A 13428-nucleotide genomic window follows, 5' to 3' on the forward strand; every position below is an offset into this window, starting at 1 on the left:
GGTGCGCCTGCCAAGGCGCCGACGCGTACAGACCAGACCGGCGCCGGGGAGCTGCCGACTCCCCGGCGCCGGACCGCGGCCCCGAGGGGCGCGGAATCGAATCGGGCGGTCCGGCCGGGCTTTCCGACGACGCGGCCGCTCCGCCCATCCGCAAGCAAGGGATTGTGGCATGCGTGAAGTCCAGAACGGAACCTGCTCCACAGCCGGCCGACACGGCCCGCGGCGCTGTCTGACGACCAGCGGACGGGGGCGCTGACCGTGGCACGGATCCGTACGATCAAGCCGGAGGCGTTCGTCTCCGAGTCCCTCGCAGAGGTGAGCGTCAACGCGGAGCGTACCTTCTTCGGCCTGCTCACCCAGGCCGACGACCACGGGCGCTTCCGGGACAACGCCGCCATCATCAACGGCCTGCTGTGGCCGCTGCGTGCCGAGCACACCCCGGTGCACGCGGAGGAGGACCTGCACCAGCTCGCCGAAGCAGGGCTCATCTGCCGGTACACCGGCTGCGACGGCCGCCGATACCTGCACGTGGTCACCTGGTTCGAGCACCAGAAGATCGACAAACCGAGCCAGTCACGTCTGCCCTCATGCCCCCTCCACCACCCCGCGGCCCGGTGCGGAGCCTGCAAAGGCCCGTGCAGCGCGTGCGCGGAAGGCCGTACGGACACTCCGCCGAGCCCGCGGCGAGACCTCCCCGAGGCCTCGCCGAGCGCTCCCGCAGAACTCGGCCGGACCTCCGGGACCACCGCGGACCCATCCGTCGGCGGCGAGGAGAACGGCGCCGACGGCCGAGGCGCCCCGGCCGGGGGTACGGCCGGCCCCGGAACCGAGCAGGAGGAGTCGGCGGCCCGGAAGACGCGTCACGACGGCTCCGCGAGGGCTCGCCGAGGCCTCCCCGACTCCTCGGCCCCTGGATCCAGGAACCTGGATCCTGGACCTTCCGCCCCCTCGGGGCGCACGGCGCCCGCAGCGGCTCCATCGGCGCAGACGCTGATCGGCGAATACGCCGCGGCCTGCCCCAGCCGCCCGCCCGCCAAGGTCCTCAGCCACCTGGGGCGCGAGGTGAAGCAGCTCCTGGCCGAGGGCATCGACCCGTGCCACGTCCGGGCCGGACTCGAGCGGTTCCGGGCCAAGCCGATGCACCCCAGCGTTCTCGCCAGTCTCGTCAACGAGGCCATGAACGCGGACAGCGCAGACTCGGCGCGGCCGGGAAACCGACCCGGCGTGTCCGGCCACACCGCATGGGCCAACCCGGCCGATGCCTCCGCCTACGCCGAGGAGCTGTGATGCCCGGCCGCGACCCGCAACTCGTCGGCGAGCGCATCACCGCCCGCCTCGCCCGCATCGTCGCCGACCGAGGCAGCACCGCCGGAACCACGCCGGCGGACCGTGTCCCCGAACCGGTCCCCACCCCGGCCGCGGTCGAGGACCGCATCCCACCGCGCTACCGGGGCGCGGTCGCCGACCACCCGAAGGTGGAGTCCTGGGTGCGCGAGGTCGCCTCGAAGGCAGCCGCGCCGAGCAGCGGCGCCCGGCGGCAGGTCGGCACCGGCCCCTCGCTGCTGCTGGCCGGACCGACCGGCACCGGCAAGACCCACCAGGCGTACGGCGCGATCCGGTCACTGGTCGCCACCGGAGTCGGCGTCCGCTGGCAGGCCACGACGGAAGCCGACCTCTACGCAGGACTCCGCCTCCGCCTCGGTGCCGAAGCCGAACGGGAGTTGGCCGCCCTCGCCCGGTGCCCGGTGCTGATCCTGGACGACCTCGGGGCCGCCAGGAGCAGCGAATGGACCGAGGAGATCGTGTACCGGCTGATCAATCGGCGGTACAACGACATGCTCCCGACCCTGGTCACCACCAACCTGGCCATCGCCGAACTGCGGAAGGCCGTCGGAGACCGTGTCGCCTCGCGCCTGGCGGAGATGACCGAACGGGTCGTCCTGACCGGCAGCGACCGCAGACGCCGCCCCGCCGCCTGACCCGACTCCGGCCGCAGACCGGGCCGTCGCCTCCCTCGCCGAGGCCGCCCGGACACCCCCGAGCACATGAACCCCTCCGCCGATGCCGCCACCGCACGAGCGGAGGGCCATCGGAGACGACCATGACCAACACCTCGATGACCCACGCCTTCCGGATCCTCGGCGACCACACCTGGCAGAACAGGGCCGCCTGCCTCCCGACGGAGGACAACCCCGTGGACCCCGAGCTGTTCTTCCCCGGCCCCGACGAGGTCGACCGCATCGCCGCGGCCAAGGCCCTGTGCGCACGATGCTCCGTCAAGGAGATCTGCCTGGACGCCGCCCTGGAGAACGGCGACCGGGTCGGCATCCGGGGCGGCATGACCGAGGAGGAGCGCGAGCCCCTGCACCGCGACCTCCCCAACCGCCTGGACCACGCCCGCGTCGACGCCGTCCTCGCAGGACGCGACGTCCACCTCACCGACCTCGAGCGCCGGGCCGTCATCCACGCCGCGTACCAGGCCGAGATCCCGGCCGAACGCCTCGCCTGGCTGCTGAAGATCACCGAAGAGCACGCCGAAAAGCTCTACCGGCGCGTCCGCCGCGAGATCCGCAACCGGTCGGTGGGCCGGTCGGCGGCACCCAGCTGCCGAGGAGGCGGACACCCCGACCGAGGCGACTTCCGGGAGGCGGCGTGAACACGGACGCCCCGGCCCCGGCCCGCGTCAACGGATGGGACCGGGCCGCCATCGTCGCCCTCGGCGCAGCCGGATGCGCCCTGTCGTACGACGCCCTCCAGCAGATGGCCGAGGCCATCCACGTCCGCGGACCGCTGACCTACCTCTTCCCCCTGGTGATCGACGGGTTCATCGCCTACGGGGTACGCGCCCTGCTGGTCCTGCGCACCGCGCGGTTCACCGCCCGCCTGTACGTGTGGACGCTGTTCGGCACCGCCACCGCCGCCAGCATCTGGGCCAACGCCCTGCACGCCGTCCGCCTCAACCAGCAGACGGCCGACGACGGCGGACTGCGGCTCGGGGACACGGTCGTCGGCGTCCTGTCCACCCTCGCTCCGCTCGCCCTGGCCGGAGCCGTCCACCTCTACATCCTCATCGCCCGCCGCACCCAGACCCCGTCCGCGGACAACCGGGGTGTCCGCCCGGGCGACCCGGCCGGTCCGTCCGCGCAGCCGGTGTCCGCCGTGGCCGGCGTCCGCCCCTCCGGCCGCGGCACCGGACAGGCGGGCACCACGAGGGCGGACACCGCGGCCACTCCGGACGGAGGGCGGGGCCGCCCTGCCGGCGCGGTCACCACGCTCCGGCGGGCCGGGCACCCCGGACACCCCGGTCAGGCCGGACACCGATCCGAGGCGGACGGCGGTACTACCGCCCACCACGGCGGCCGTCTGCGGCAGAACGGCGGTGCCCACGGCGGTCGCGGAGAGAATCGGCCGGGGGCCTCCGGAGCGGACAGTCCGGCTGCGGACGAGGAAACGGACACCGCAGCGGTAGGCGCCACGGACACCCGCATCAGAAGACCGTCCACTCCGCCCGGTACGAGGGCGAGCATCGACGAGCTGCTGCCGATCGCCCGCCAGGCGGTCGCGGACGAGGGGCGGGTGACCCGCAAGGTGGTCGCCACCGCTGTCCGCTCGAACCGGATGTCGATCAGCAACGACCGGCTGACCGACCTCGTCGAGCGCCTCCGGAAAGAGCAGCACACGGACCGGACGCCTTCCCCCTGACCGTCCGGAGCCCGCCCGGCCCACCGAGCCGGGCGGGCCGACCCGTCACAGAGGAAGCACCTGATGCGCACCACCGCCACCCCCGCCGAGGTCGAGGCCTGGATCACCGTCCTGCGCGGCCGAGGCCACCTCCACGCCGCCGAAACCACGCCCGAGGGGACCTGGACCCTCCAGCGCACCCCTGACTGCCCGCCCGTGACCCTGCACCACCCGGTCCTGGCGATGGACTACATCGCCGACGTGCTCCTCGACCTCCGCCGCCAGAACCGGGAGGGGCTCCGATGACGGCCGACGATCCGGCGGGCACCACCCCGGGCGAGGAGCGCCGGCCCTCCACGGCCGCCGGCCGAGCAAGTTGTCACCTTGGATGCCCCAAAGGACTATCCAAGGCGTCCGCCTCCGCCCAGGGGAGCGGAGGCGGTCCGGCCGGTCCCCGAACGAGGGCGCACGGGGACCGGCCGGGCGTGCGGCACCAGGGGGTGCCGCCCGGGGGAGAGGCAGTCGGCTCCGAGCCGCCGCACGAGCACGCGCCCGCCTTCCCCGACCGCCCGCCGCGCCGCCGCACCTACCAGCGCTCCCACCGCGAAGCCGTGATCGCCGTCCGCTTCACGTCCGAGGAGAAGGCCGAGATCGCCGCCGCGGCGGGGCGTGCGGGAGTCTTCCCCGCCGGCTTCCTGGCCACTGCCGGCCTGACCGCCGCCCGCGGCCGCGGCGCGCTTCCGCGCGCCGACGAGCAGCTCGACGCCGCCATCGACGAACTGGCCGCACTGCGCGCCCAGATCGCCCGCGTCGGCAACAACCTCAACCAGATCGCCCGCGCCTGCAACAGCGGCGGCCGGCCGCATCCGGGCGCACTCGACAGCGCTCTGAAGACCCTGGTAGGCACGCTCGGCCGCGTCGATCTCGCCGCCGACGCCCTCGCCCGGAGGCGTACCCGGTGATCCCCAAGATCCGCCGAGGTTCCCGCACGTACGGCCTGCTCGCCTACCTCTACGGGCCCGGACGCCGAGACGAGCACACCGACCCCCACCTGGTCGCCTCCTGGGACGGCTTCGCGCCCGATCCCGGCCGCGACCCGGAGGCCACCCTGGCCCGGCTCGCCCGGGCACTGGACCTGCGGGTCGTCCAGGCCGGCGACCGGGCGCCCGCCCAGCACGTATGGCACTGCTCGGTCCGCACGGCCCCCGGCGACCGGCACCTGTCCGACGCCGAGTGGGGCGAGGTCGCCGGTCGCCTGGTCCGCGCCACCAGGCTCGCCCCCGAAGGGGACCCGGACGGCTGCCGCTGGGTGGCCGTCCGTCACGCAGACGACCACATCCACATCGTGGCCACCATGGTCCGCGGCGACCTGCGCCGCCCTCGTATGAGCTACGACTTCAAGCGTGCCCAGGCCGAGTGCCGCCGCATAGAGAAGGAGTGGGGACTGCGGCGGCTCAACCCCGGCGACGGAACGGGGGCGAAGAACCCCACCAGCGCCGAGCGCTTCAAGGCCGAGCGCACCGGCCGCGACCGGACACCGCGCGAGACGCTGCGCGAAGCCGTCCGCCGAGCCGTGGCAGGCGCCGCCACGGAGGAGGAGTTCTTCACCCGGCTGCATGAAGCGGGACTGCGTGTGAACAAGCGGCTCGCCCCCTCCGGTGACGTGCTGGGGTACTCCGTGGCGCTGCCCGGCGACCGCAACCGGGACGGCGAACCCATCTGGTTCTCCGGCTCCAAGCTGGCCCCCGACCTCTCACTGCCCAGGATCCGCCGGCGCCTGGAAGCCGCACCGCTGCGCGCCGAGGCAGACGGAAGGCCTCGCGGATCGGAGACGGAGACCACCGCACCACACCGCCCCCGCCCCGCACAGGCCCGCCGCGACGCCGTCCAGGCCGCCGAACATGCCGCCGACGTCCTCGGTGCGAACGACGACGCAGGAGCGGCGCAGCTCGTCGGCATCGGGGAACTGCTCGACGGCCTCGCTCAGACCGCGCCCTCCAGCACTCGCAGGGAACTGGCCGAAGCCGCCCGCGCCTTCGAACGCGCCACCCGCTCCCACGTCCGCGCGGAGCAGGCCGACTACCGCGCTCTGCGCTCGGCCGCCCGGGGGATCATCCGCGCCGGCAGCGCCCTCGGCCGCGGAGAGGACGGCGGCACCACCGCCATGCTGCTGTCCACCCTGGCGCTGGTGGCGATCGCCGCCGCCCGCTGGCACTCCGCCCGCCACCACGCCCAGCAGGCCGCCGCCTCCCGCGAGGCCGCCGCACACCTGCGCGTCGCCTACCAGGCCGCAGCCCACGCCCCGATGAAGGCACTGCGCGAGCAGGGCCGAAGCCTCCCGGCGCCGGTCCGCGAAGACCACGCCGCCCGTATCCGGGCAGCCCTCCCCGACAGGGCGGCCCGGATGAGCGGCGAACCCGGCTGGGACGCGCTGCTGGCCACCCTCGACCAGGCCGAACGCGCCGGACACGACTCCGCGGCACTGCTGGAGCGGGCGGTGGGGATGAGGGAGTTGGCGACGGCAGAGAACGCCAACCACGTCCTGGTGTGGCGGCTGCGCCACCTGGCCGGACTCCCCGCCCACCCGAATCCCCCTCGCCGGAACAGGGCGGCGGGCAGCCACACGAGCCGCCCACGCTCCGAACACTCCGCATCCATCCGGCGAACCCCGCCCGTCCAGCCGACCCCAGCGAGTTCAAGCCACCGCCCAACAAGGCGCTGACCAGCGATCCTCAAGTAATCCACACCCGGAAGGCACACCGAAGCCCCTCGACAGCACCATCCGATGGCTGCTACCGATGGAACCGGAGAAGCCTCATGGAGAAGACACACGCGCTCAGACCGTTCGGCCACCAGCAGCGTCCCTCGCCGTCGCCGACGGATGATCCCCTGCTGCGCCTCCAGCAGGAGACCCGCGAACTGGACGGTCCAGGGCATTGGCGAGCGGTCCACCACCCGCACGAACTGACCATCACCGGCATCACCGTGATGTGCCCGGCCTGCGGCGCCCGCCGCGACTGGCTGCTCGTCTGCTTCCGTGGCGAGGTCAGCATCCGCTGCCGCTGCTCACACCAGTGGGCCGAGCGGGAGATCACCCGGGCCGACTTCGACGCGATGCTCGCCGGTCCGGCCACCGCCTATCCCACCCTGCCCGCCGCCATCCGCGCCTCCGGATACGACGGAACCCTTGCCGGCGCCTACCTGCCTGAATCCGATGCTGAGCAGTGACACTGCATGCCTTGTACCGGAGCGGCGGTCGACGCTGGCTGCAGGTGGCATCATCGCGTGGCATGGGAAACAGGCAGGACAGCGATGAGGCATATGTACTCGACCTGTGTGACGACGCCTTGGGTGAACAGGGGAGCAGACAGCACCGTTTTGACTGGCTTCTAGGAGATCCGGGCGTTTCGGGGCGGCGGGCGAGACTGCCGGTCGACTCGTACTGGGCCAGTCACCGGCTGGTGGTGGAGTACCGAGAGATACAGCACGACCAGCCGGTGCCGTTCTTCGACAAGCCGGATCGGCTGACGGTCAGTGGGGTGCACCGAGGCGAGCAGCGGGCGCTGTACGACGCGCGCCGCGACACCGAGGTTTCGGCCCACGGCCTCCGACTTGTGGTGATCCGGCCCTCCCAGCTCGATGCCGACAGCAGAGGCCGTCTGCGCCGGAACAGGGAGACCGACCTGGAGACGATACGAAGCCTCCTGGCGCCGGCAGCCGACGACGAACCCCGCCCCTCCGCTCCGAAGGCCAGCGACGAGGAGAGAGTGGTGGAGGCATTCCGACGCTGGCTTACGGCTGATGGCTGGACTCCGGTGACCCCGACTGACCCCCACACCGACATCGAGGCGGTACGAGGCGAGGAGCGGCTGATAGGCGAAGCAAAGGGGCGCACCAAGGAACCCGGCACCGATGCCGACACCGCCTACGGACAGCTCCTGCGCCGGATGACGGATGAGTCTCCGACCACCCGATACGCCCTCATCGTGTCGACGACCTCCGCCTGGCACGCCCAACGGGTTCCGGCCGCCGTGCGCCGTCTGCTGCGCATTGACCTGTACGAGGTAACGGAAAGCGGTGCTGTGAAACGGATCGATGGGTAGACGGCCCCGGCAACTGCGGTTGCCTGAGGACTTGGTCGCTCTGAGGTGGCCGGTTCAGCGGCGGCGCCCCGGGAGGTGAGAGGAAGGCCGCTCCGGTCGCCAAGCGGAGTCCGCATGGCTCGGGGTCGACGGCGAGGGAGCGGGGGGTGTGGAGCGGGCCCGGGCGGCTTGGGCTCGGCGGACGTCCAGTGGCGTGGGGACGGATGACGCCGGTGGTTCGAGCGGTGTTGCCTCGACCAGCTCCCAGCACCGGTCGGGGACCTCGGCTCGGGAGCGGACGACCGGGGCCGGGTCCGCCAAGGCGGATGTGGCGGCGGCTATGAGGGAGGCCGGTGTGTGGGTCGAGTGGGTGCCGTACCAGCGTGAGCCGTAGCCCTCGGGCCCGCCCCAGAGGGTCCATTTCTCCCGATGTCCGAAGAGCTCGGCCAGATGGTCGGTACGGCCGCGGCGGTAGACCAGGCCGGCCTGCTCGTCCGGGGCGGTGACCTCGACGTGGTCGTAGCTGGAGCGCACGGTCCAGCCTGCCGCGGCCAAGGGCGCGTACCCGTCCTGTACCCGGTGGTTCCCGTGCAGGTAGCCGTCGCGGCCCTGGGCGTACTTCTCGGCCAGGGCGGTGGTGAAGCCGGTGACGATCTCGGTGGGGGTGGTGCCGTTGAAGGTGGTCACCCAGTGCGGCGGGCCGAAGGGGTTGCTGTAGGCGGCGATCTTCCACAGGACGTCGTCCTCGCCCTCGGGCAGGTAGCCGAGGCGGGCGGTGTGGTCGGGTGCGGTGACGTAGACGTTGCCGAGCTCGTCGTCGTCGATGTCCCATCCCTGCTCCAGCAGGGGCCGGAGAGCAGGGTCGCCGGTGTGGGTGGGGCCGGCGAGGTAGCGGGGAGCGACGTGGTACTCCCGTCGGCGGTCGTCGTCGGTCAAGGGGGACGGTGTGTTCATCGGGCCCTCCGTCGGTCGTGCCTCTGCTGCGGTTCGCTCGCCGGGGCGACTCGGGCGGCGTCGGCGGTGGGGCGGGTACCGGTGCCGCTGGACCGGGAGAGCGCGGCCCGAGCCCTGAGATCCGGTGCGCCGGGGTGTCGCACGGGTTCGGGAAGCGGTGTGTCCCGGTCGATCAACCACTGGTTGGCGCTTGTGCCGTCGCGGAAGGCGCCTTCGCGCACGGTGTAGGTGAACGCGTCGAGGCCGGCTTCCTCGAGGAAGAGCCGGACCGGACGCTGGGCGGCGCCGGGGTCGGTGTCCCGGACCATCACCCAGGTCTCGTGCGGTTCGCCGTCACGGGTGTGGTGATCGAGCACCTGGTACCGCTCGCCCGAGCGGACGATGCGTTCCTCGATCTCGGTGGTCAGGGCGTCCGCAGGGCGGCTGTACCTGCCCTCCGGGAGGCGGATGGCCGCAGGATCGCAGCCGCGGGCGACCAGCCACCGCTGGGCGAAGGGCACCATCGCGTGCTGCGCGTGCTCGACCTGGAAGGTGCGGGCCTGCAGGTCGCGGGCGATGTGCAGCGAGACGAGCTGGGGAGCACCTGGGAGGCCCCAGGTGGCCGAGCTGTCGTGGAGGACGAGGAAACTGTGTGCCGCGTCGGCGGTGTGGTGGCCGGCCAGGACGCGGAAGTCGTCGCCGGCCAGGTCGAGGTGGTCCTTGGCGTCGGCGGCCGCCTGGTCGGCCGGGGTGAGGCCGTCGAGACGGTAGTCGGGCACGGTCACCTCTCTTCCGGACCGTTCTGGGGGGTGGTGAGCAGACGGTGGTTCGGCCGACCCGGGTTGGTGGTGCAGGCGGCGAACGGGCCGTCGGGAGCACGTAGTTGCAGCAGGGTGGGGTCGAGGTGGTCGCGGTGCCAGGTGCTGGGCCCGGCCGGCCCGGCCTCGATGTCGGTGAGCTGCTGCCAGGCCAGCCACAGGGCGTGCAGGCGCGCGACGGCCTCGGGATGCTCGTACCACTGTCGGCACCAGGGGCGGTTGGTGGTGATCTCCCGCCCGTAGACGGGGAGCAGGAGGTTGTCCACCCAGAACCGCAGCGCCTTCAACTCGGCAGCGTAGGCATCCTCGTCCAGCGCCAGGATGAAGGCCGTACGCACCTCTTCTTCGTCTGGTGCGGACTCGGCCTCCGTGCTGCCTGCGCTCGCGGTGGCGGTGACCGCGGGGTCGTCGAACTCGTCGGTCAGCCGGTCCAGGAGCCGGCCGTGGGCGCGGGTGTCCGCGACGAGCCGGGCGACGGTGGAGGCCAGATCGTCCAGGTCGTGTCCGGAAGCCCGGGCCGATTCCGGGGCTTCCTCGACTGAGTCGGGCATGGTGCTCCCTCACAGGGATGGGCCGGAATGCAGACGAGGAGGATGGTCCGGAGAACCTCGGGCTTGGCGCAGCCGGTGTATACGGCTATGGGGCTGCGCCCAAGGGGCGACGCGAAGCCGATACCTGACCGGGCGGAGTGGAACCCGGGGCCGGAACGGCGACGAGAGCCAGAACGCGCTGCCGGCCGTGGGAGGACTCGGAAGTGTCGGAGCCGGGCGGAGCCGGAAACCGGCCTCAGCCCCCGGAGGAGGGCGGCAACCTCTTGCTCCTAACAGCCTCTGGACGCTGTGTGGCCTGGAACAATCCCCCCGTCCGGACGCCTCTTCCTCGCCAGGAGTCACGATGCCGCCTGCCGGAACTCCCGGGACACTGGCCGAACGGCTGCACGCCTTGGTCAGTGCCCCTCGAGCCGTCGATGACCTGCGCAGCTACTTCGGCACAGGCCCTCACACGGGCACCACGCCCTTCACCGGCAGCCGCTTCGAGGGGCTGGGGGGCGGAGGAGAGCGGTCTGATACCGCCTGCAAGATCACTGCCGACGACCTGGTCGCGGTGCAGATGCTCTCCGTCCGCATACCGGCGCGCACCGCGCTGGACCTTCTCGAAGGCGGTCTCGGACAGCAGATCGAGGACTTTCTCCGGCAGATCCCGACCGGCCTCGACCTCGTCGACGCCGAGCCGGCCCGCATCGGGAAGGGGTCCCCGGCGGACCGGGCCTGGCATCTCCTGGTCACCCAGCCGAAGGTCGGTTGGGTGACCGCCAGCAAGCTCCTGGCCCGCAAACGCCCCCGATCGCTGCCGGTCTACGACCAGGTGGTGCGCTGCGCGCTGGGGTCTCCATCCCGCTTCTGGCACGACCTGCGTGTCGCCCTGCGCGCGGAGGACCGAGCCATACACCGCCGCCTGTTGGAGCTGCGGACGGCGGCCGGGGTGCCGGACACAGTGAGTGCGCTGCGGGTATGCGATGTCGTGGTGTGGATGCGCCACCGGGGCGACCACACGAGCAGGAAGTGCCCGGGACTGGATCCCTCTGCGCCCGATGAGTAGGCGTCTGCCGAAGGCGGTAGGCCGAGGCCGTGGGCCGACGCGCGGTGCGGACCTCCACTGGGGCGGTCCTTCCGCACCTGCCGGGCCCTCTTGAAGCTCAAGGCAGAGGCGTCCTGCCGGGTCCGCCGAGGAAATCGGGCTGCGGCGGGGAGGGACGGCGGACAGCATGGCGGGATGTCTGAGTTGCTGTGGGCTGACGTCGCGTACTTCTTCGACCCAGGCGTGATGGGGACGCTGCCGGACGTACGTGTGCCGGATGCCTCGGTGGAGGACTGGCAGGCGGTCCTCGATCCCATCGGCGAGAGCGGCTGGAGGTGCCGGTACTCCGAAGGCGAGGCGGTGCTGCCGCCACCCCGGGCCGCGGTGGTGCTGTCCCGTCCGGCTGAAGCAGAGTGCCCCGAGCTGCGGGTCTGGCCGTCGGACGAGGTGCTGGCGATCTTCCGCTTTCGCACGACAGAGGAGATCGACTTCGATGTGGATCTGCGCGAGCTTCAGGGGCAGGAACGGCTGGATGTGTTCTGCGGCCTTCTCCGGGCGATAGGGCGGCGGCTGGGCAAGCCGGTGCTGATGGACCCGGAGGGTGACTACGGCCACCCGGTACTCGGGTTCGACGCCGAAGCCGACCGCGTCGTGCTCCTGGCCGAACCACCGGTCATGTGACCGCTGCCGTGCCCCGGTGTCGGTGGAGGGCCGTCGCGGGATACCGCGAAGGGGCCACAGGTCCGGTGCCGGGTGCCCCGTTGCACGGCCACCGAGAAGGTGAGGGGGAAACTCAAAGCAGAGGATGGCGGGGGCTCGGCGGTCTGAGGTACTGAGCTCTTCCCCATCTGACCGGTCAAAGCCGGCGAGTTCGGTGCGTTTCGTCGTCTAGGTACAAGGCTGCGAGCCGGGGCAGACGTTGCCGCATCCGGGCCGGGTCGTCGAAGTCGAAGTCCTCTCCCATGTCGTGCTCCGGCTCCTCCTGGGACGGCGCGGTCTCTCGGCGGGCCAGCTCGGTGTAGAAGGCGTCGCGGTCTCCGGTGTGGCGGGCGAAGGCTGCGGCGGCCGCGTAATTGATCTCTTCGTAGAAGAGTTCTTCACCTGGGCCCGGGCCGGCGAGGCGCACGGTGGGGTGGTCGGCGAGATCGTCGGGGTGGAGAGCTGCTCTCTGGTACCAGGCACGGCCCTGAGCGATCAGGCCGGCACGGAAGTCGATGAAGCCGTCGTCCGAGCAGCCGCCACCGATGAGGTAGGCGGCTGCCCACAGGTCCCAGCGGTCCACGGCTCCGTGCACCACGTCGAAGCGCTCCTGGAAGGCCAGGATCTCCTCGGCGGGGCGCGCGGCCAGCAGGTCCGCCAGCGCCTTGTGGGTAGGAGCGGTGCTCGTCCGGGCTGCCTCGATGACCTGCCAGAACTCGTCGATGTCCATGAGGGGCCACTGTGCCATCCCGATGTGACAGCGTCTGGCGGATACCTCGTGCCTCGCCGATGAGGCGGAGGGAAGGAGAGGTTGGAGGTGCGCCGCCTCCGAGTCGGGACGACCAGGGCACGCCCTCTCCTGGCGGGCACCGGCCACGGCACACGCGGGGACCGGGTGGTGTTGGAGGTCGGTCCTTCGGTGCCGGGCCAGAACGCTGCCGCGTTTGGTGCGCGGATCTCCGGAAGGCACTTCGTACGCGATCACCGCCTGTGCCGAGAAGCGGGAGAGGACGCCGGCGCAGGGCTGTGCGCTGGACGGGCGGCAGATGCCTGTCCACTGCTGCGGGGAAGGCCGGGCAGCGCAGACCGGCTGCGCGCGGCGCGGGAGGACAGGAGGCTCTGCTGCTCTGCGGCCCTGTGGAGAAGGAAGCCGCCCGTGAGTATGGCCAGGCGCGCTTCGTCCAGCCGTTCACCGGCAACGGTGGCGCTCTCAGCGCGGTCGGGGGCATCGGGCCCGCCGACCGTTCCCTGCGGGACGGCCAGGTGGTAGTGGGCGTCGGAGACCAGGCGTATGGCCTGCCTGACGTGTGCAGCAGCTGCAGTGAACACGCCGACGGTCTGGCGTTGGGATTCGGTCTGCTCGGGAGCGGTCGCACGGAACAGCACCTCGTCCGACACCTCGGTCAGCAACTCACCGAGGCCGCTCAGGCGCTGGGAGACCTCGACGAGGTTCGGCAGACGGCCGTGGTGTTCGGGAAAGGAGAGGTGCTTCCGCTCGGTGTCGAAGCGCAGGGCCATTTCGTACAGGGCTTCGGCGTCCTCGGCGGTCAGGCTGGTCACGAGCAACTCCGAGAAGGTGATCGCGGGTTGGGCGGCAGGTGGAGAAGAGGGGCCGGTCGTCTGGCGGGCAGATCAGG

The 13428-nt window shown here is 72.0% G+C and carries 16 protein-coding genes; 11 read left to right on the forward strand and 5 right to left on the reverse strand.

What is annotated here, in order from left to right; all coding sequences use genetic code 11:
* Positions 1-258 precede the first annotated feature (258 nt).
* The 9 genes from ACLIYP_RS01940 (at position 259) to ACLIYP_RS01980 (ending at position 7784) form a co-directional block, all read left to right on the forward strand.
* A complete protein-coding gene (locus tag ACLIYP_RS01940) occupies positions 259-1287 on the forward strand; it encodes a hypothetical protein (RefSeq protein ID WP_412711386.1) in 1029 nt (342 codons plus the stop codon).
* Positions 1287-1979, forward strand: a complete 693-nt coding sequence (locus tag ACLIYP_RS01945; protein ID WP_237875814.1) for an ATP-binding protein — start codon at positions 1287-1289, stop codon at positions 1977-1979. The genes ACLIYP_RS01940 and ACLIYP_RS01945 overlap by 1 nt, the downstream gene beginning before the upstream one ends.
* A 122-nt stretch (positions 1980-2101) precedes the next feature.
* The gene (locus tag ACLIYP_RS01950) at positions 2102-2656 is read left to right on the forward strand and encodes a WhiB family transcriptional regulator (RefSeq protein ID WP_412711387.1); all 555 of its coding nucleotides are present in this window, start codon (positions 2102-2104) and stop codon (positions 2654-2656) included.
* Positions 2653-3702 (forward strand): DUF2637 domain-containing protein, encoded by a 1050-nt coding sequence (locus ACLIYP_RS01955; protein ID WP_412711388.1) that lies wholly within the window; start codon positions 2653-2655, stop codon positions 3700-3702. The genes ACLIYP_RS01950 and ACLIYP_RS01955 overlap by 4 nt, the downstream gene beginning before the upstream one ends.
* A 63-nt stretch (positions 3703-3765) precedes the next feature.
* Entirely contained in the window at positions 3766-3987 is a 222-nt protein-coding gene (locus tag ACLIYP_RS01960) for a hypothetical protein (RefSeq protein ID WP_237875818.1), read from the forward strand.
* A 179-nt stretch (positions 3988-4166) separates the two neighbouring features.
* A complete protein-coding gene (locus ACLIYP_RS01965) occupies positions 4167-4643 on the forward strand; it encodes a MobC family plasmid mobilization relaxosome protein (RefSeq protein WP_412711389.1) in 477 nt (158 codons plus the stop codon).
* Positions 4640-6403 carry a relaxase/mobilization nuclease domain-containing protein gene (locus ACLIYP_RS01970; protein ID WP_412711390.1) on the forward strand — a complete coding sequence of 588 codons (1764 nt, stop codon included), beginning with the start codon at positions 4640-4642 and terminating at the stop codon, positions 6401-6403. The genes ACLIYP_RS01965 and ACLIYP_RS01970 overlap by 4 nt, the downstream gene beginning before the upstream one ends.
* A gap of 95 nt (positions 6404-6498) precedes the next feature.
* On the forward strand, positions 6499-6909 hold the full coding sequence (locus ACLIYP_RS01975) for a hypothetical protein (protein WP_412711391.1): 411 nt from the start codon (positions 6499-6501) through the stop codon (positions 6907-6909).
* Positions 6910-6971: 62 nt separating this feature from the next.
* Positions 6972-7784 (forward strand): hypothetical protein, encoded by an 813-nt coding sequence (locus ACLIYP_RS01980; protein ID WP_412711392.1) that lies wholly within the window; start codon positions 6972-6974, stop codon positions 7782-7784.
* A 54-nt stretch (positions 7785-7838) separates the two neighbouring features.
* Here ACLIYP_RS01980 and ACLIYP_RS01985 read toward each other — a convergent pair whose 3' ends face one another.
* Genes ACLIYP_RS01985 through ACLIYP_RS01995 form a run of 3 tightly spaced genes read right to left on the reverse strand, consistent with a single transcriptional unit; the run spans position 7839 to position 10065 of the window.
* Positions 7839-8699: an SPDY domain-containing protein gene (locus ACLIYP_RS01985; RefSeq protein WP_412711393.1), complete on the reverse strand. Its 861-nt coding sequence runs from the start codon at positions 8697-8699 to the stop codon at positions 7839-7841.
* Between the two features lie 14 nt (positions 8700-8713).
* The gene (locus ACLIYP_RS01990; protein ID WP_412711394.1) at positions 8714-9475 is read right to left on the reverse strand and encodes a glycosyl hydrolase; all 762 of its coding nucleotides are present in this window, start codon (positions 9473-9475) and stop codon (positions 8714-8716) included.
* 2 nt (positions 9476-9477) lie between these two features.
* Entirely contained in the window at positions 9478-10065 is a 588-nt protein-coding gene (locus ACLIYP_RS01995; RefSeq protein ID WP_412711395.1) for a DUF4913 domain-containing protein, read from the reverse strand.
* Between the two features lie 343 nt (positions 10066-10408).
* Between ACLIYP_RS01995 and ACLIYP_RS02000 the strand changes: the two genes are divergently transcribed.
* Positions 10409-11113 carry a DUF6308 family protein gene (locus ACLIYP_RS02000; RefSeq protein ID WP_412711396.1) on the forward strand — a complete coding sequence of 235 codons (705 nt, stop codon included), beginning with the start codon at positions 10409-10411 and terminating at the stop codon, positions 11111-11113.
* Between the two features lie 174 nt (positions 11114-11287).
* Positions 11288-11773: a hypothetical protein gene (locus tag ACLIYP_RS02005; protein ID WP_412711397.1), complete on the forward strand. Its 486-nt coding sequence runs from the start codon at positions 11288-11290 to the stop codon at positions 11771-11773.
* A 175-nt stretch (positions 11774-11948) separates the two neighbouring features.
* Here ACLIYP_RS02005 and ACLIYP_RS02010 read toward each other — a convergent pair whose 3' ends face one another.
* Positions 11949-12521: a DUF4240 domain-containing protein gene (locus ACLIYP_RS02010; protein WP_412711398.1), complete on the reverse strand. Its 573-nt coding sequence runs from the start codon at positions 12519-12521 to the stop codon at positions 11949-11951.
* A 251-nt stretch (positions 12522-12772) separates the two neighbouring features.
* Entirely contained in the window at positions 12773-13351 is a 579-nt protein-coding gene (locus ACLIYP_RS02015) for a hypothetical protein (protein WP_412711399.1), read from the reverse strand.
* Between the last annotated feature and the right edge of the window lie 77 nt (positions 13352-13428).

The sequence above is a fragment of the Streptomyces nanhaiensis genome (assembly GCF_046614825.1).
GTDB lineage: Bacteria > Actinomycetota > Actinomycetes > Streptomycetales > Streptomycetaceae > Streptomyces > Streptomyces radiopugnans.